Genomic DNA, 16,270 nt, shown 5'->3' with positions numbered 1-16,270 from the left:
AGGAGATCTGTGGTGACCAGTCCCGCCGAGAGGCTCGTGGACCTGCTCGACCTGGAGCGGATCGAGGTCGACATCTTCCGCGGGCGCAGCCCGCAGGAGTCGCTGCAACGGGTCTTCGGCGGGCAGGTGGCCGGGCAGGCCCTGGTGGCCGCCGGCCGCACCACCGACGGCGACCGTCCGGTGCACTCGCTGCACGCCTACTTCCTGCGTCCGGGCCGTCCCGGCGTGCCGATCGTCTACCAGGTGGAGCGGGTGCGGGACGGCCGGTCGTTCACGACCCGGCGGGTCACCGCGATCCAGGAGGGGCGGACGATCTTCAATCTGACGGCCTCCTTCCACAAGCCGGAGGAGGCGGGCTTCGAGCACCAGCTTCCGCCGCGGCACCTGACCGACCCGGACACCCTGCCGAACCTCGCCGACGAGATCCGCGAGCACCTGGGCGCGCTGCCGGAGGCGCTGGAGCGGATGGCCCGCCGCCAGCCCTTCGACATCCGGTACGTGGACCGGCTGCGCTGGAACGCCGACGAGGTGACGGGGGCCGACCCGCGCAGCGCGGTGTGGATGCGGGCCGTGGGGCCGCTGGGCGACGACCCGCTGGTCCACACCTGCGCCCTGACGTACGCCTCGGACATGACGCTCCTGGACGCGGTGCGCATCCCGGTCGAGCCGCTGTGGGGTCCGCGCGGTTTCGACATGGCCTCGCTGGACCACGCGATGTGGTTCCACCGGCCGTTCCGCGCGGACGAGTGGTTCCTCTACGACCAGGAGTCCCCGATCGCCACGGGCGGCCGGGGACTCGCGCGGGGCCGGATCTACGACCGTGAGGGCCGGCTCCTGGTGTCGGTGGTCCAGGAGGGTCTGTTCCGCAAGCTGTGAGGGCCACAGCCGTGAGGGCCCGCGGGCGGGCCCTCGGGGCGGGTCACTCGAACTCGGTGCCGCCCTTGCGGGTCAGATAGGCCGGGCTGACCGCCTTGGCGATGGCCCGGCCGCCGACGACCGGGCTGTGCCGCTCGGTCACGGGCCGGATGACGACGCCCTCCCGCAGGTGCGCCTCCCGGCCGGAGACGGTCTCCCGGCCGCTCGCGTGCGCCAGGACGGTGTCGAGGTCGTACGGCCCGGTGTGGAGCCGCGGCACGACCGGGACCTCGCCCGGCTCCAGGACCTCCGCCGGGTCGAGCCACCGGACCTGGCCGTCGATCTCGGCCGAGACGTCGAACAGCGCGTAGCCGACGGTCTCGCCGCGGCCGTCGGCGCCGTACGCCAGGTCCTGGACGCCGGCGCCGTACACCTCGCCGAAGAGCCCGACCCGGCGGGCGCCGAGCCGCTCGGCCAGCCGCGCGGCGACCTCGGCGAGACCGTGGCCGTGGACGGCGCGCCAGTACAGGTTGCGCGGGTCCTCCCGGAGGGCGAGGCCCTTGGCCCCGAACCCCTTGGAGGAGACCTGCACGCGCCCGTCCTCGGCGCGGTAGGTCAGCAGGCAGGCGGTGCCGTGGAGCTTCTCCGTGAGGACGACGGGCTCGCCGGGCTCGAAGACGTCCGGATGGCGCTGGAGGTTCTCGATGTCGACCCAGGGCAGCAGGTCGGGGGCGGCCTCCACGTCCCCGCTCATCGTCGGCGGTATCGGCGGCACCCACTTCACGATCCCGAGCGTCTCCGCGAAGTCCGTCCCGTCGGCCGCTGCCCGCTCCAGGTCGACGTCGGCGAGCGCGCCGGGCCGGCAGACGATGCCCTGCGACAGCTCCCCGCGCAGCCGTACCGCCTTCACGCGGTTCGCGTCGCCCCCGGCGAGCCGTCCGGTCAGTCCCAGCTCGTCGACGAGCACCGCGGGCAGCACGGCCTGCTCGGGGATGTAGACGGCGGTGTCGCCCGTCCGGTACGCGCCCTTGGCGACGACGGCCCGGTACAGGCCGATCTGGGCCAGCTCCAGGGCGTCGGCGTTCGGGTGGGGATGGACGGTCAGGACTTCGGCGGTGACGCGCAGGGTCGACATGGTTCAGGACTCCGGTCGCTCGGGTTTCGCTCTCATCGCGGCCCACTGTGCCGAGCGGAATCTCCGTGGGCGATCGATTTACCGCCTGGTAGCGTCGCCGGACCGCGCGGACGCCCCCGCGGTCGGGACGCCCGCTACGGCTCGCCGAGGCCCGGCAGGGTGTCCTGGTCCACCTCGTGCCGCCGGGTGCGGATGTCCGGGGCCGGCGGGTGGAGTTTGGCGTCGCAGGTGGGACCGAGACCGGTGCGGCGCGACTCGCTCCCGGTCAGGGGGCGGCCGCAGAGTCGGCAGGTCACCCTGCGTGGTCGCCCGGCCGCCGAGGAATCGATCGAGATTGCCAGTGGTTCGTCTCCCATGCTGAGATCAAACCTCATTCCGACGAGGAGCTGTCCATGAGCCTGTACGACATTCCGCTGAAGAGCCTGACCGGCGACCCGGTCTCCCTTGCCGACTACCGGGACCGCGCGGTCCTGGTCGTGAACGTCGCCTCCAAGTGCGGTCTGACCCCGCAGTACGAGGGTCTGGAGAAGCTGCAGAAGGAGTACGGCGACCGCGGCTTCACCGTGCTCGGCGTGCCCTGCAACCAGTTCGCGGGCCAGGAGCCGGGCAGCGCGGAGGAGATCCGGACCTTCTGCTCGACGACGTACGGAGTCTCCTTCCCGCTCCTGGAGAAGCTCGACGTCAACGGCGAGGCGCGCCACCCGCTCTACACGGAGCTGGTGCAGGTCGCCGACGCCGACGGCGAGGCCGGTGACGTGCAGTGGAACTTCGAGAAGTTCCTGATCGGCCGCGACGGCACGGTCACCCGCTTCCGCCCGCGCACCGAGCCCGGCGCGCCCGAGATCGTCTCCGCCATCGAGGCCCAGCTTGTCTGACGTCGTGGACGGCACGGGGGTCGTCGAGCGGCTGCGGGCCGCGGGGTGCGTCTTCGCCGAGGAGGAGGCGGAGATGCTCCTCGCGGCGGCGACCGGGCCCGCCGAACTCGACCTGATGGTCGGGCGACGGGCCTCCGGCCTGCCCCTGGAGCACGTCGTGGGCTGGGCCGAGTTCGGCGGGCTGCGCATCGAGGTGGACGGCGGGGTGTTCGTCCCCCGGCGCCGTACGGAGTTCCTGATGGAGCACGCGGTGGACCTGGCCCGGCCGGGCGCCGTCTGCGTCGATCTGTGCTGTGGCTCCGGCGCGGCGGGCGCGGTCCTGCTCGACCGGGTCGAGGGTGCGCAGGTGCACGCCTCGGACATCGAGCCGGCGGCGGTCCGCTGCGCCCGCCGGAACGTCGAACCGCGCGGCGGACGGGTCTACGAGGGTGACCTCTTCGCCCCGCTGCCCCGGGAACTGAGGGGCCGGGTCGAGGTCCTGGTCGCCAACGTGCCGTACGTCCCCACCGGGGACATCGGGCTGCTCCCCCCGGAAGCCCGCGACCACGAGCCGCTCGTCACCCTCGACGGCGGCCCGGACGGTCTCGACGTGCTGCGGCGGGTCGCCGCCGAGTCACCGGGGTGGCTGGCGCCGGGCGGCCGGCTCCTGGTCGAGACGAGCGAGCGGCAGGCCGGGCCGGCCGCGGACGTGGTCACCGCGTGCGGTCTGGAGGCACGCGTCCTGAGCTGCGAGGACCGGTACGCGACCGTCCTCGTCGCGACCTGGGCGGGCTGACGGGGCCTGCTGGTGCGGGGCCGCGACGGCGGCCGGTCCCGGGCTGCCGAGCCCGGGCCGGCTCCTCCGGCCCGGGTCAGCGGCCGAAGGTGTCGATGTTCTCGACGATCCAGCGACCGTCGCGGCGCACGACGTCCACGGCGAACATCGCGCCCGCGTAGACGCCCTGGTCCGCGGCCGTGGCCGCCGTGCCCTTCGCCGGCCGGCCGGCGGTGCTCACGCTGCTCTGGTCGGCGTAGACCAGGACGCGGGCACGGTCGCCGTCGATCCGCTCCACCGCGCTGTCGGTGACGGTCGTGGTGATCACCGTCTTCTGCTGGGCCGCCTTGGCGAGCACCCCGCCCAGCAGCGTCCGGTGCTGGGCGACGGCCTTGCCCGTGAGGAGCGTCGTGCGGGCCCGTTCGAAGGGTGCGGTGTCGGCGTGGTCGTACGAGAACAGCGCCGCGACGGCGGCGCCCGTCTGCCCCTTCAGCTCGCTGGTGCGGGCGAGGTCCGTGAGCGCGGTGTTGGCGCGCGCCGGGTCGCCACGGAGTTCGGCCGCCCTGCCGTACGCCAGCCCGGCGAAGCCGCCGAGGAGAAGCGTCAGGGCGCACAGGACGGCGAGCGGGACGCGGCCGCCCTTCCGGCCGCCGGCCCTCGCACGGGCCCCCGTCTCCCCCTTCGGACCGGCGGGAGTCTCCCGCGGGGGCTTCGCCGCCGGTCGTTCCCCGGTCCTCGGGGCGGGTTCCGTGAGCACACCCGCGGGCGTACGGAGCCGGCCGCCGGGGGCCTGCCGGTCGGCGAGGGCGGCCTGGCGGCGGCGCTGGCGGTTGAGGTGGTGGCGGGGCGTCGGCATCGTGCGTGTCCTTTCGGGTGCGGGCGGCTGTCGCGGTACGGCCCGGTCAGCCGACCGCCGTGCCGCCCACCGGGGCCTGCCCCAGCGCACTGAGTTTCCAGTGGCCGTCGGTGCGGGTGAGTTCGCCGAGCATGCGGCTGTCCTTGTCCGTGCTCTTGCTGTCGGGCGTGGTGACGGTGATGCGCAGGGCGACGAGCAGTCGGGCCCGTCCCGCCCGGTCGTCGAGTTCCGTGACGGCCCCGGACAGCACCCGGGCGGTGGTCACCGTCCGCGCGGCCCGCACCTGGCCGGTGAACTCCGCGCGCCCCTGGACGAGTTGCTTGTGCAGTTCGCCGGTCGTGGAGGACTCCCAGAGGTCGAGGCCCTGCTCCACCCGCTGGTGGTCCAGGGTGTTGAGGTTCTGCACGGCCTGCTCCCCGGCGGCGAGCGCCTCGTCGCGCTGCACGGCGTACGCGGCGGAGTCGTCGTGGGCGGCGGCGTACCAGTCCCGGCCGGTCCAGGCCGCGGAGGCACCCGCGGCGAGGGTGAGCGCGAGGGCCACGGCCAGGGCCGGTCGGATGCCCGCCGGGGTGCGGACCGGTCGTGTCATGGGGTGCTCCCGTCTCCCGCTCATGGTCAGCGGGCCTTGATGTCGACGATCAGCCACCGGTCTCCCCGGAAGGTCGCGGTGACGGTGAGCTGGGCCGCGGCGGACGTGACGGTCGCCCTGCCCTGACGTGCGTCGTCCCGGCGCGAGGTCTGGTCGAGGAAGACGAGGAGGCGCGCGCTGTCCCCGGCGAGTTCGATCACGCCGGTGCGGACGGTCCGGGTGCTGAGGGTGATGCGCTGCTCGACGAGCTGCGCGCGGACCTGGGCGAAGAGGTCCGTGTACTGGCGGGCCGCGCGCCCGGCGAGGACGGTTCCGGCGGAACGCTCGACGGCGTCGTCGCTCGTGGGCGTGTAGGAGAAGATCCGGGCGAGGCCCTCGCCGACGTCGCCGCCGACGCGGGCGGTGGCCCCGGCGTCGGTGAGCGCCGTGTTGCGCGCCGCGGGGGTGGACCGAAGCCGGTGGGCGCCGTGGAAGAAGGCGCTCCCGGCGAGCAGCAGGACGGCGACGGCCGCCGCGAGGGCGGCCCTCCGCCAGGTGACGGCGAAGGGGCGGGCGGCGACCGCCGTGGAGACCTCGGGGCCGTCCACGGCCACTGCGTCGACGTCGTCGTCCCCGTCCGCGACCGCCGACTCGCCCTCGACAGGGGTCTCGGCCGCGGCGTCGGCCTCGGCCTTCGTCGTCGCGGCGGCCGGTTCCTCCGGTCGCTCCGCCGCCCCTCCCCCGTCGGTGACGGGCTCGGCCGACCGGGCGTTCGCGGCCCTGCGCAGGAGTCGCGTCATTCGTCCTCGCTCTCCTCGGCCCCGGCGACGGGCACCGCGCTCAGCGCCGCGACCTTCCACGTGTTCTCGCCGGTGCGGTTCAGGACGGCCTCCAGGCGCTTGCGGTCGGTGGTCGCGGCGCCGCCTCCGCGCGGGGTGACGTCGACGCGGACGGTCGCGATGAGTTTCGCCGTACCGGCTCTCGCGTCGAGCGCGGTGAGGGCGGCCTCGGTGACCGTGGCGCGCGCCGAGGCGCCCACGGCGGGTGCGGTGCGCCCCAGTTCGGTGCGGAGCGGTCCGGTGGACGCGTCGCGCCAGGCCCGGATGCCCGCTTCGGCGTGCTCGCGGGTCGAGGCGTCGAGGGAGTTGAGGACCGTGAGGCGGTCGCGGCCCTCGGTGAGCGCCGTGTCCCGCTCCCGGCCGAAGGCGAGTGCTTCGTCGGTGCGGGCCTGTGCGTAGGTCCAGGCTCCGGTGCCGCAGAAGCCCAGGGCGACGACGAGGGCTCCGGCGCCCAGGAGCCGGCCCCGCCTCATCGGGTGCCCCCGGTGCGCAGGCCGAGGAGGCCGGCCATGTCGGTCGGCCCGCCGTTCTGGCCCGGAAGCGCGAGCGCGCCGGGCAGGGTCTGCCGGGTGTGCGTCGTGGTGGTCGCGCCGCCCGACGGCAGGGACCCGGGCCGGGCCGGCACGGGGACGGCGCCGCCCTTGGGCGCGTGCGCCGAGCCCCGTACGTTGACCCCGGCCGCGGCCGATCCCGTACAGGCGGCACCGGTGTTGAGGGCGGGTGCGGTTCCCAGGTCGAGCCCGTTGCGGTAGCGCGTGGCGCCGTATCCCGAGGTGCAGGGCAGGGGCTTGAAGAAGGTGACGGCCATGCCGAAGTTCATCCGGCCTCCTTGGACGGCGGTGGCTCCCGCCGCCGCGGCCGCCGGGAACTTCACGAACAGTTCCTCCATGCCGCGCTGCCGGGTGACGGCGATCTCGGAGGTGGTGAGGAGGTTGGCCAGGACGACGCCGAGGCTCGGGTCGAGATCGCGCAGGAGCCCGCTGACCTGGCCGGTGGCGTCGGGAGTGACGGCGAGGAGGCGGCGCAGGTCGCCGTCGGATCCCTTCAGCGTGGTGGCCAGGGTGCGCGCGCCGGTGGCGAAGTCCCGGATGGCGCGGCTCTCCTCGGCCTGGGTGCGCAGCACGACCTCCCCGTCGTCGATGAGCCGGGTGGTGGCCGGCAGCGCGTGGTCGGCGGCCTGGACGAACCGGCTGCCGCTGTCGAGGAGGGCCTGGAGGTCGTCGCCGTGTCCCTGGAACGCCTTGCCGAGTTCGTCGACGACCGTGCGCAGGGACTCCAGGGGGACGGAGCCGGTGAGGTCGTTCATGCTCGCGAGCACGTCGGTGACCGGTGCGGGTACCTGGGTGTCGGCCTGTTCGATGCGGGCGCCGTCGGCGAGGTAGGGCCCGCCGTCGCTCTCGGGGCGCAGGTCGATGTACTGCTCGCCGACGGCGGAGAGCCCGGCGACCACGGCCCGCGCGTCGGCGGGGATCCTGGGGGCGGACTTCTTGATGCGCAGTTCGGCCACGACGCCTTCGGCGGTCAGGTCGATGTCTCCGACGCGTCCCACGGAGACGCCCCGGTAGGTGACGTCGGAGTGGGTGAACAGGCCGCCGGTGCGGGCGAGGTGGACCCGCACGGTGTAGTGGTCGGCGACGCCGGCGTAGCGGCCGAGGTCGGCGTAGCGGACGCCGACGAAGCCGAGGACGAGGACCGCGATGACGAGGAAGGCGAGGTTCTTGAGTCGTACGGTACGGGTGATCACCGGGTCTCCCCTCCGTCCTTCGGCGGGGTGGCCGGGGGCAGTGGCAGCGGCGGGTCCGTGCGGGGGAGGCCGCCGCTCGCCCCGGTTCCCCGGCGGGCGCCGGGGTCCGGCTCGGGCGGGGTGGGTGCGGGGGTGGGCGTGGGCTCGGCCCTGGGGATCAACGGCGGGATCACCTGCGTTCCCGGGGCGGCGGCGAGGTGCAGATAGGTGTTGAGGTAGTCGCCCTTGACGCCCCGCAGCACCTCGTCGGTGAAGGGGTACGTGAGCAGTACCTGGAGCGATTCGGGCAGGTCGGAACCGGCGTCGGCCAGTGCCGTGAGGGTGGGCGCGAGGGCTTTGAGGTCGGCGACCATGTCCTTCCTGCTGGCGTCGATGGTGGTGACGGCGACCCCGGACAGGGTGTCCAGGGCGCGCAGCATGGTCAGCAGGGAACCCCGCTGGCTCTCCAGGGTCTTGAGGCCGGGCGAGAGTCCGGTGAGGACCGTGTCGACGTCCTTCTTGCGGCCGGCGAGGGTGGCGGTGAGCCGGTTGAGGCCGTCGAGGGCACGGGTGATGTCGCCGCGGTGGGCGTCCAGGGTCGTCACGAGGGTGTCGACCCGCCGGAGCATCGAGCGGACCTCGGGTTCGCGTCCGCCGAGCGCCGCGTTGAGTTCGCGGGTGATGGTCTTGAGCTGGTTGACGCCGCCGCCGTTGAGGAGCAGGGAGAGCGCGCCGAAGACCTCCTCGACCTCGGTGTTGCGGCTGGTGCGGGCGAGCGGGATGACGCTGCCGTCGGTGAGCCGTCCGCCGTCGTCCTTCGGCGGGGCGACGAGCTGGATGTACTTCTCGCCCAGGAGGCTGGACTGTTCCAGGCGGGCGCCGGCGCCGGCGGGCAGCCGGACGTCGCCGTTGATCTTCAGGGTGACGCGGGCGGACCAGGTGTCGGTCGTCCCGAGCTCGATGGCGGTGACGCGGCCGACGGCGACGTCGTTGACCTTCACCGCGGACTGCGGGGCGAGGCTGAGCACGTCGTCGAGTTCGGCGGTGACCGTGTAGGGGCGGGAGCCGAGGTCGGCGCCGCCGGGCAGCGGCAGGTCCTCGATGCCGTCGAACCGGAGGGGGTTGCCCGGGGTCACGCCGAGGACGACGGCGAGCCCGACGCCGAGCGCGATCGCTCCGAGGGCTCCGGCTCCGGCGGCGCGCCGGGTCGGCGGGGTGGGGCGTCTCATCGCTTCCCTCCGGTGGTCGCCGGGGAGCCGCCGGCCGAGGCGGAGCCGCCGGTCACCGGCAGCGGGAGCAGCGGTCCGCCCAGGCTGATCTCGTTGAGGTTGGCGCGGCCGTCGAGGGTGCCGGTGTCCTTGTTGTACGCGTTGACGACGTTGGCGGCGGCGAGCGGGGCGACGTCGAGGGCTTCGGCGAGCGAGGCGCGCTGGTCGACGAGGGTCTGGGTGAGGGGGACGAGGCGGTCGATGTTCTTCTTCAGTTCGCCGCGGTTGTCCTTGATGAACGCCTTGACCTTGACGAGTGCCCTGCCGAGTTCCTTGAGGGCGCCGGCGAGGTCGTCCTTGTTCTCCGCGAAGTAGCCGACGACCTCGTCGAGGCGTTCCTGCGCGGTGCGGACGTCGCCGTCCTTGTCCTTGAGCATGGTGGTGAAGGTCTGGAGCTGGCCGAGGGTGGCGAAGAGGTCCTCGCTGCTGCCGTCGAGGGTCTTGGCGGCCTTGCCGAACTCCTTGATGGAGGTTCCGATGGACGTGCCGTTGCCCTTGAGGTTCTTCGCGCCCGTGTCGAGGAGTTCGGACAGGGCCCCGGTGGAGTTGGCACCGTCCGGTCCCAGTGCCCGGCTCAGTTCGGTGATCGAGTCGTAGAGCTGGTCGATCTCGACGGGGGTGCGGTTGCGCGCGGCGGGCAGTTCCGCGCCGTCGGCGAGAGTGGGGCCGGTGCTGTACGCGGGGGTGAGCTGCACGTACCGGTCGGCGACGATGCTGGGGGCGACGATGAGGGCCCGGGCGTCGGCGGGGACGCGGACGCCCTCGTCGAGGAGGAGCCGGACGCGCACCCGGGTGCCCTGCGGCTCCACGGACTCGACCTCTCCGACGCGGACGCCGAGGACGCGCAGGTCGGAGCCCGCGTAGATGCCGACCGTCCGGTCGAACCAGGCGGTGATCCTGGTGCTGTCGTCGTCGAGGACGCGGACGGCGACGAGACCGCAGGCGGCGAGCAGGACGAGGGCGAGCCCGGTGACGAGGGATCTTCTGGGTCTGGTCATCATTCACCGCTCCCCTTGGCCGTCGCCTTCTGTCGCGGCGGCAGGCATCCGGTCGTGGGCTGCGAGGTCTCGGGCAGGTAGGTGCGGGGCACCACGCCGCACAGGTAGCTGTCGAACCAGCGGCCGCTGCCGAGGGTGTTGCCGACGAGCCGGTAGTACGGGCCGACCAGCGCGAGGGTCCGGTCGAGCCGGCCGCTGTTCCTCTCCAGGACCTCGGTGACGCGGCCGAGGGCCTTGAGGGTGGGGCCGAGCTGCCGGTCGTTGTCGCTCACGACGCCGCCGAGTTCGGTGCCGAGCGCCCTGCTCCCCTTGAGGAGGGCCCGGATGGCGTCGCGGCGCTTCTGGAGCTCGCCGAGGAGGGAACCGCCGTCCTCGATGAGGGTCTCGAAGCTGGACTTCTTGTTCTCGAGGGTCTTGGTGAACTTCCTGCTGCCGGCCAGGAGCCGGGCGAGTTCGGTGTCGCGCTTGGAGACGGACTTCGACAGCTCGGAGAGGCCGGTGGCGGCGTTGCGGACGTGCGGCGGCGAGTTCCTGAAGGTGTCGGAGATCGTCTGGAAGCTCTTCGCGAGTCCGGCGGTGTCGATGGCGTCGACGGTGCCGCTGAGGTCCTGGAATGCCTGGGTGACGTCGTACGGGGAGGTGGTGCGCGACTGCGGGATGCGGGTTCCCGGGTCCTGCCGCTCGGAACCCAGGGGGTCGAGCGCCAGGTACTTCTCGCCGAGGAGGGTCTTGATGGCGATGGCGGCGGTGGAGCGGTCGCCCACCCAGGCGTCGCCGACCTCGAAGGTCACCTTGACCTTGGCTCCGTCGAGGGAGACCTCGGTGACCTTGCCGACCTTGACGCCGGCGATGCGGACCTCGTCGCCGGCGTCGAGTCCGGCGGCCTCGGAGAAGTCGGCGCTGTAGGTGGTGTCGTCGCCGACGAGGGGCAGCCGCTCCACGTTGAAGGCGAGGGCGGCCACCAGGGCGAGGAGCAGCAGGCCCGCGACGGCGACGGCGATCGGGTTGCGCTCCTTCACCGGCTTGAGCCGGGGACGGGGGCTCATCCGCGACACCTCGGTTCGGTCACGGCGATTCCGGTCGGCGGCTTCGATCCGTCGGAGGTTCCCACGCCGGTCACGCGCGCCTCGCAGAGGTAGAGGTTGAACCACGATCCGTACGAGGAGAGCCGGGCCAGGGCGGTCATCTTGGCGGGGGTGCGGGCCAGGAACGCCTCGATGGCGGGGGTGTGCTCGCCGAGGGTGCCGGAGAGCCGGCCGAGTTCGCGGATGTCCTTCTTGAGGGGGGCCCGCGCCTCCTGGAAGAGTCCGGCGGTCGTCGTGGTGAGGTCTCCGATGGCCTGGACCGCCTCGCCGAGGGGTTTGCGGTCGGCGTTGAAGCCGGTGACGAGTTTCCGGAGGGTGACGACGAGGTCGCCGAAGGCCGCCTCGCGGTTGTTGAGGGTGGTGAGGACGGTGTTGAGGTGGGTGACGACCTGGCCGATGACCTGGTCCTTGGCGGCGACGGTCCTGGTGAGGGAGCCGATGTGGCGCATCAGGCTGTCGACGGTGCCGCTCTCGCCCTGGAGGACCTGCACGAGCGATCCCGCGAGGTCGTTGACGTCGGCGGGCGAGAGGCCCTCGAAGAGCGGCTTGAACCCGTTGAAGAGGAGGGTGAGGTCCAGGGCGGGGGTGGTGCGGTCGAGCGGGATGGTGTCCCCGTCGTGCAGGGTGCCGGTCAGGTCGCCGCTGCCCCGGCCGAGGGAGACGTACCGCTGCCCGACCATGTTGAGGTACTTCACGGCGGCGGTCGCCGAGCGGGGCACGGAGCGGTCCTCGCGGACCGAGAAGGTGACCTGGGCGGTGCGCCGTTCGACGACGCGCACCTCGGTCACCTCGCCGACCTTCACTCCGGCGATGCGCACGGAGTCGCCCTCGACGAGCCCGGTGACGTCGGTGAACAGCGCCTTGTAGGAGCGGGTGGCGGTGCCGACGCCGGTGTTGGCGATGCTGAGGCCGAGGAGGGTGGTGGCCAGCGCCGTGACCAGGACGAAGGCGAGGGACTTCAGGAGCGTGCCGGTCAGTCCGCGTCGGCGGGTGGGGTGGGGAGTCCTCGTCATCGGAGGGTCACCTCCGCGCCGCGGAACGCCGGGCCGACGAGCGTGCTGCTCCAGTCCGGGAGGTCGCCCGGCCGCTTCCGCGCCCCGGGGGCGAGGAGTTCGTTGACGAGGTCGTTCTCCTGCGGGGAGTTGGCGGGGCCGAGGTCCTGGTCGGCGGCGGCGGAGGCCCGGACGGCGGGGGCGACCGGGATGCCGAGGTAGGGGACGGGGTAGCAGCGCGGGCCGCCGCCGGAGCCGTACGACGGTGTGTCACGACCCGGCACGTACGCGCCGCGTGAGGGCACCGTGGTGACGTCGACGTGCAGTCCCGGCTGGTTCGTTCCCTTGCCGAGGGCCTTGTCCATGGCCGGTACGAACTGGGCGAGGGTGCGCAGGGTGCAGGGGAAGGAGGGCGCGTACTCGGCGAGCAGCTCCACCGTGGGACGGCCGGCGGCGCTGAGCCGGATGATGTTGTCCTTGTTCTGGCGCAGGAACGCGGTCAGGTCCCGGGCCGTCAAGGTCGCGGAGCCGAGGGCGCCGGCGAGGTCGGCCTCCTTCTCGGCGAGGGTGCCGCTGGTGGTGGTGAAGTCGGTGAGCGCCGTGACGATGTCCGGTGCGACGTCGGCGTAGAGGTGGCTGACCTTCACGAGTTCTTTCAGGTCGCGGGTGAGGGCGGGCAGGTGGGGGTTGAACTCCCGGAGGTGGGCGTCGAGCTGGGCGAGGGTGTCACCGAGCTTGTCGCCGCGCCCCTCCAGGGCCCGGGAGACGGCCGACAGGGTGGCCGAGAGCTTCTGCGGCTGGACGGCGGTGAGCAGGGGCAGGACGTTGTCGAGGACCTGCTGGAGTTCGACGGCGTTGCCGGAGCGGTCCTCGGGGATGACGGCGCCGGGGCCCAGCGGCTCGGCCGTCGAGTTCCCGGGCGGGACGAGGGCGACGAACCGTTCGCCGAAGAGGGTGGTGGGCAGCATCTGGGCGCGGACGTCGGACGGCACGTGGCGGAGGGTTCCGGGGCGCATGGCGAGGGTGAGCCGGGCGCCGCCGTCGGTGGCGTCGATGGCGCGGACCTCGCCGATGACGACCCCGCGGAGTTTGACCTCGGCGCCGAGGTGCATCTCGTTGCCGACGCTGCCGGTCTCGACGACGATCGGGTCGGAGTCGGTGAACTTCTTGTCGTAGACGGCGATCGCGAGCCAGGCGAGCAGGGCGGGCACCAGGAGGAAGACCACGCCGGCGAACCGGCGGCGCAGGGTCTCGGCACGTGAGTCGCTCATCTCACCCCGCCACCTTCACGGTCGTGGTCGCGCCCCAGAGGGCCAGCGACAGGAAGAAGTCCGTCACGCTGATCAGCACGATGGCGTTGCGTACGGAGCGGCCGACCGCGATGCCGACGCCGGCGGGGCCGCCGGAGGCGCGGAAGCCGTAGTAGCAGTGGGCGACGATCACCATCACGCTGAAGATCAGCACCTTCAGCACCGAGAGCAGGACGTCGGTCGGTGACAGGAAGAGGTTGAAGTAGTGGTCGTACGTGCCCTGTGACTGTCCGTTGAACAGGACCGTCACATAGCGCGAGGCGAGGTAGGAGGAGAGCAGGCCGATCGCGTACAGCGGGACGATGGCGACGACGCCGGCGATGATGCGGGTGGTGACGAGGTACGGCATGGAGCGGATGCCCATGCCTTCGAGGGCGTCGACCTCCTCGTTGATGCGCATGGCGCCGAGCTGGGCGGTGAATCCGGCGCCGACGGTCGCGGAGAGGGCGAGCCCGGCGACGAGCGGGGCGATCTCGCGGGTGTTGAAGTAGGCGGAGACGAAGCCGGTGAAGGCCGCGGTGCCGATCTGCTCCAGGGCGGCGTAGCCCTGGAGGCCGACGACGGTTCCGGTGAAGAGCGTCATCGCGATCATGACGCCGATGGTGCCGCCGATGACGCCGAGGCCACCGGAGCCGAAGGCGACCTCGGCGAGCAGGCGTTGCACCTCCCTGAGGTAGCGGCGCAGGGTCCGCGGGACCCAGAGCAGGGCCTTGACGTAGAACAGGAGCTGGTCACCGGACCGGTCGAGCCAGACGAACGGGGAGGCCATGCTCAGCCTCCCTTCGGCGGGACGATCTGCAGGTAGATGCCCGTCAGCACCATGTTCACGAAGAACAGCAGCATGAAGGTGATGACGACGGACTGGTTGACGGCGTCGCCGACCCCCTTGGGGCCGCCGCGGGGGTTGAGTCCCCGGTAGGCGGCGACGATGCCGGCGATGAACCCGAAGATCAGCGCCTTGAGTTCGCTGATGTAGAGGTCGGGGAGCTGGGCGAGGGCGGAGAAGCTGGAGAGGTAGGCGCCGGGGGTGCCGCCCTGGAGGATGATGTTGAAGAAGTAGCCGCCGAGCGTGCCGACGACGGAGACCATCCCGTTGAGCAGGACGGCGACCGCCATGGTGGCGAGGACGCGCGGGACGACCAGCCGCTGCACGGGCGAGACGCCCATGACCTCCATCGCGTCGAGCTCCTCCCGGATCTTGCGGGAGCCGAGGTCGGCGCAGATGGCGGAGCCGCCGGCGCCGGCGATCAGGAGGGCGACGATGAGGGGACTGGCCTGCTGGATGACGGCCAGGACGCTGGCGCCGCCGGTGAACGACTGGGCCCCCAGCTGCTGGGTGAGCGAACCCACCTGGAGGGCGATCACGGCGCCGAACGGGATGGAGACGAGCGCGGCCGGCAGGATGGTGACGCTGGCGACGAACCAGAACTGCTCGACGAACTCCCGGAACTGGAAGGGGCGCCGGAAGACGGCCCGGGTCACCTCGGCGGCGAGGGCGAAGAGCCGGCCGGTCTGCCGCAGCGCGCCGGTGATCACGAGCCGCTCCCGGTGGTCCGCTGCCGCTGGGGCAGGGTGTACGCCGCGTCCCTGGCGTAGGTGTCGCGGATGGCGGCCTGGGCGGCGTGCGGCAGCCGGTCGAGCATGGCGAGGACGCGCTCGCGCCTGCGTCCGACCGCCGCGCGCGGCGGGAGGCCGGGCGAGGGTTCGAGCTGCGGGACGATGACGCGGGGCGCCGCCGGGTGGTGGGCGGGGTTGTCCATCTCGGCGGCGAGCAGGGCGGCGTCCTTCTCCTCGGACATGCCGATGGGGCCTTCCCTGCGGCCGGCGAGGAACTGGGTGACGACCGGTTCGTCGCTGGTGAGGAGGACCTCGCGGGGGCCGAAGGTGACGAGGCCGCGCCGGAAGAACATCCCCATGTTGTCGGGGACGGTGGCGGCGATGTCCAGGTTGTGGGTGACGATCAGCATCGTCGCGTCGATGCGGGCGTTGAGGTCGATGAGCAGCTGTGACAGATAGGCGGTGCGGACCGGGTCGAGCCCGGAGTCCGGTTCGTCGCAGAGGACGATCTGCGGGTCGAGGACCAGGGCGCGGGCGAGGCCGGCGCGCTTGCGCATGCCGCCGCTGATCTCGCCCGGCAGCTTCCCCTCCGCGCCCAGCAGGCCGACGAGTTCGATCCGCTCCATGACGATGCGCCGGATCTCGGACTCCCGCTTGCGGGTGTGCTCGCGCAGCGGGAAGGCGATGTTGTCGAAGAGGGTCATGGAGCCGAAGAGGGCTCCGTCCTGGAACATGAGGCCGAAGAGCTTCCGGGTCTCGTAGATGTCCCGTTCCGGGCTGCTCACCATGTCGACACCATTGATGAGGACACGGCCCTGCTGGGGTTTGAGCAGCCCTATGAGCGATTTCAGGAAGACCGTCTTCCCGGTACCGGAAGGGCCGAGCATCACGCTCACCTCTCCGGCCGGCAAGGTCAGGGTCACGTCCTGCCAGATATTCTGCTTGCCGAAGGACATGGTCAGACCCTCAACGACCACTTCGATTCCCATCCCACCTCCAGCAAGCGTGCGTCGGGGGTGCGCCGCGGGCGCACGTTAAGTCGGTGCGGATCACTTGGACAAGAGGCGTGGCGCAAAATCCTTGATCCGCTTCTGTATTTGTCACCGCGGAGACAAAGCCTGGGTGCGACTTTGTCTCGACGGAGACACACGTGCGGGCCGACCTGCGACTCTGGTGGCCGCCGGGGGAACGTTACGGCCGAGTAACCTCCTGCGGCAATACCGGATCCGGAGTTTTCGGCGACAGGCTGCCGAGGGCGGGGCGTTTATCAGTCGGGAGACAATTCCCTTTCGGCGCTTGTCACCGGGGAGAGCAATGCCGAATCCAGCCATCCCTGATCGATCATAATTGTCGACATTGCGCACCGCGGAACCAAGGCGATTCCGGCCACCGCTCACCCGCTTGACAGGCAATTAGTCTTCTTCAAAGAATCATGGACTGCGCCATTGTTCAGCT

18 protein-coding genes are annotated in these 16,270 nt (G+C 72.2%); 3 read left to right on the top strand and 15 right to left on the bottom strand.

Annotated features, from left to right (window positions below):
* Nucleotides 1–12: 12 nt before the first annotated feature.
* Nucleotides 13–876: an acyl-CoA thioesterase II gene (locus tag AB0424_RS00755; protein WP_366301103.1), complete on the top strand. Its 864-nt coding sequence runs from the start codon at nt 13–15 to the stop codon at nt 874–876.
* 43 nt (nt 877–919) lie between these two features.
* Here AB0424_RS00755 and AB0424_RS00750 read toward each other — a convergent pair whose 3' ends face one another.
* Nucleotides 920–1,990 carry an RNA ligase (ATP) gene (locus AB0424_RS00750; protein ID WP_366301102.1) on the bottom strand — a complete coding sequence of 357 codons (1,071 nt, stop codon included), beginning with the start codon at nt 1,988–1,990 and terminating at the stop codon, nt 920–922.
* Nucleotides 1,991–2,124: 134 nt separating this feature from the next.
* On the bottom strand, nt 2,125–2,346 hold the full coding sequence (locus AB0424_RS00745) for a DUF6011 domain-containing protein (protein ID WP_366301100.1): 222 nt from the start codon (nt 2,344–2,346) through the stop codon (nt 2,125–2,127).
* Between the two features lie 36 nt (nt 2,347–2,382).
* Here AB0424_RS00745 and AB0424_RS00740 point away from each other — a divergent pair, with 36 nt between their 5' ends.
* Nucleotides 2,383–2,865, top strand: coding sequence for a glutathione peroxidase (locus tag AB0424_RS00740; protein ID WP_366301098.1), 483 nt, complete (start codon nt 2,383–2,385; stop codon nt 2,863–2,865).
* On the top strand, nt 2,858–3,640 hold the full coding sequence (locus AB0424_RS00735) for a putative protein N(5)-glutamine methyltransferase (protein WP_366301095.1): 783 nt from the start codon (nt 2,858–2,860) through the stop codon (nt 3,638–3,640). Before AB0424_RS00740 ends, AB0424_RS00735 begins: the two co-directional genes overlap by 8 nt.
* Nucleotides 3,641–3,716: 76 nt before the next feature.
* Here the strand turns inward: AB0424_RS00735 and AB0424_RS00730 are convergent, their stop codons facing one another.
* The 13 genes from AB0424_RS00730 to AB0424_RS00670 are packed head-to-tail and all read right to left on the bottom strand — an operon-like array spanning nt 3,717 to nt 15,804.
* Nucleotides 3,717–4,475, bottom strand: coding sequence for a hypothetical protein (locus AB0424_RS00730; RefSeq protein ID WP_366301094.1), 759 nt, complete (start codon nt 4,473–4,475; stop codon nt 3,717–3,719).
* A gap of 46 nt (nt 4,476–4,521) precedes the next feature.
* Nucleotides 4,522–5,064 carry a nuclear transport factor 2 family protein gene (locus AB0424_RS00725; protein ID WP_366301093.1) on the bottom strand — a complete coding sequence of 181 codons (543 nt, stop codon included), beginning with the start codon at nt 5,062–5,064 and terminating at the stop codon, nt 4,522–4,524.
* 26 nt (nt 5,065–5,090) lie between these two features.
* Nucleotides 5,091–5,843 carry a hypothetical protein gene (locus AB0424_RS00720; protein ID WP_366301091.1) on the bottom strand — a complete coding sequence of 251 codons (753 nt, stop codon included), beginning with the start codon at nt 5,841–5,843 and terminating at the stop codon, nt 5,091–5,093.
* On the bottom strand, nt 5,840–6,355 hold the full coding sequence (locus AB0424_RS00715) for a hypothetical protein (protein WP_366301090.1): 516 nt from the start codon (nt 6,353–6,355) through the stop codon (nt 5,840–5,842). The genes AB0424_RS00720 and AB0424_RS00715 overlap by 4 nt, the downstream gene beginning before the upstream one ends.
* Complete coding sequence (locus AB0424_RS00710; RefSeq protein ID WP_366301087.1) at nt 6,352–7,626, bottom strand: MlaD family protein; 1,275 nt, start codon at nt 7,624–7,626, stop codon at nt 6,352–6,354. Before AB0424_RS00710 ends, AB0424_RS00715 begins: the two co-directional genes overlap by 4 nt.
* A complete protein-coding gene (locus tag AB0424_RS00705; protein ID WP_366301086.1) occupies nt 7,623–8,834 on the bottom strand; it encodes an MCE family protein in 1,212 nt (403 codons plus the stop codon). Before AB0424_RS00705 ends, AB0424_RS00710 begins: the two co-directional genes overlap by 4 nt.
* A complete protein-coding gene (locus AB0424_RS00700; RefSeq protein ID WP_366301084.1) occupies nt 8,831–9,871 on the bottom strand; it encodes an MCE family protein in 1,041 nt (346 codons plus the stop codon). Before AB0424_RS00700 ends, AB0424_RS00705 begins: the two co-directional genes overlap by 4 nt.
* Nucleotides 9,871–10,917, bottom strand: a complete 1,047-nt coding sequence (locus AB0424_RS00695) for an MCE family protein (protein WP_366301083.1) — start codon at nt 10,915–10,917, stop codon at nt 9,871–9,873. Before AB0424_RS00695 ends, AB0424_RS00700 begins: the two co-directional genes overlap by 1 nt.
* Nucleotides 10,914–11,969 carry an MlaD family protein gene (locus tag AB0424_RS00690; protein ID WP_366301082.1) on the bottom strand — a complete coding sequence of 352 codons (1,056 nt, stop codon included), beginning with the start codon at nt 11,967–11,969 and terminating at the stop codon, nt 10,914–10,916. The genes AB0424_RS00695 and AB0424_RS00690 overlap by 4 nt, the downstream gene beginning before the upstream one ends.
* Entirely contained in the window at nt 11,966–13,219 is a 1,254-nt protein-coding gene (locus tag AB0424_RS00685; RefSeq protein ID WP_366301081.1) for an MCE family protein, read from the bottom strand. The genes AB0424_RS00690 and AB0424_RS00685 overlap by 4 nt, the downstream gene beginning before the upstream one ends.
* Before the next feature lies 1 nt (nt 13,220).
* Nucleotides 13,221–14,027 carry an ABC transporter permease gene (locus AB0424_RS00680; protein WP_030316736.1) on the bottom strand — a complete coding sequence of 269 codons (807 nt, stop codon included), beginning with the start codon at nt 14,025–14,027 and terminating at the stop codon, nt 13,221–13,223.
* A 2-nt stretch (nt 14,028–14,029) separates the two neighbouring features.
* On the bottom strand, nt 14,030–14,794 hold the full coding sequence (locus AB0424_RS00675) for an ABC transporter permease (RefSeq protein ID WP_030316734.1): 765 nt from the start codon (nt 14,792–14,794) through the stop codon (nt 14,030–14,032).
* On the bottom strand, nt 14,791–15,804 hold the full coding sequence (locus tag AB0424_RS00670; RefSeq protein WP_366301079.1) for an ATP-binding cassette domain-containing protein: 1,014 nt from the start codon (nt 15,802–15,804) through the stop codon (nt 14,791–14,793). Before AB0424_RS00670 ends, AB0424_RS00675 begins: the two co-directional genes overlap by 4 nt.
* Nucleotides 15,805–16,270: the final 466 nt, after the last annotated feature.

Source organism: Streptomyces sp. NPDC051180 (genome assembly GCF_040689545.1).
Lineage (GTDB): Bacteria > Actinomycetota > Actinomycetes > Streptomycetales > Streptomycetaceae > Streptomyces.
Note: the sequence above shows the minus strand (reverse complement) of the source record. Positions and strands in the feature narration are given on the sequence as shown.

Excerpts from the sequence above, each read along its gene's own strand:
- AB0424_RS00750 (WP_366301102.1), bottom strand. The coding sequence starts at position 1,990 with ATGTCGACCCTGCGCGTCACCGCCGAAGTCCTGACCGTCCATCCCCAC.
- AB0424_RS00745 (WP_366301100.1), bottom strand. The coding sequence starts at position 2,346 with ATGGGAGACGAACCACTGGCAATCTCGATCGATTCCTCGGCGGCCGGG.
- AB0424_RS00740 (WP_366301098.1), top strand. The coding sequence starts at position 2,383 with ATGAGCCTGTACGACATTCCGCTGAAGAGCCTGACCGGCGACCCGGTC.
- AB0424_RS00730 (WP_366301094.1), bottom strand. The coding sequence starts at position 4,475 with ATGCCGACGCCCCGCCACCACCTCAACCGCCAGCGCCGCCGCCAGGCC.
- AB0424_RS00725 (WP_366301093.1), bottom strand. The coding sequence starts at position 5,064 with ATGACACGACCGGTCCGCACCCCGGCGGGCATCCGACCGGCCCTGGCC.
- AB0424_RS00720 (WP_366301091.1), bottom strand. The coding sequence starts at position 5,843 with ATGACGCGACTCCTGCGCAGGGCCGCGAACGCCCGGTCGGCCGAGCCC.
- AB0424_RS00715 (WP_366301090.1), bottom strand. The coding sequence starts at position 6,355 with ATGAGGCGGGGCCGGCTCCTGGGCGCCGGAGCCCTCGTCGTCGCCCTG.
- AB0424_RS00705 (WP_366301086.1), bottom strand. The coding sequence starts at position 8,834 with ATGAGACGCCCCACCCCGCCGACCCGGCGCGCCGCCGGAGCCGGAGCC.
- AB0424_RS00700 (WP_366301084.1), bottom strand. The coding sequence starts at position 9,871 with ATGACCAGACCCAGAAGATCCCTCGTCACCGGGCTCGCCCTCGTCCTG.
- AB0424_RS00695 (WP_366301083.1), bottom strand. The coding sequence starts at position 10,917 with ATGAGCCCCCGTCCCCGGCTCAAGCCGGTGAAGGAGCGCAACCCGATC.
- AB0424_RS00690 (WP_366301082.1), bottom strand. The coding sequence starts at position 11,969 with ATGACGAGGACTCCCCACCCCACCCGCCGACGCGGACTGACCGGCACG.
- AB0424_RS00685 (WP_366301081.1), bottom strand. The coding sequence starts at position 13,219 with ATGAGCGACTCACGTGCCGAGACCCTGCGCCGCCGGTTCGCCGGCGTG.
- AB0424_RS00680 (WP_030316736.1), bottom strand. The coding sequence starts at position 14,027 with ATGGCCTCCCCGTTCGTCTGGCTCGACCGGTCCGGTGACCAGCTCCTG.
- AB0424_RS00670 (WP_366301079.1), bottom strand. The coding sequence starts at position 15,804 with ATGGGAATCGAAGTGGTCGTTGAGGGTCTGACCATGTCCTTCGGCAAG.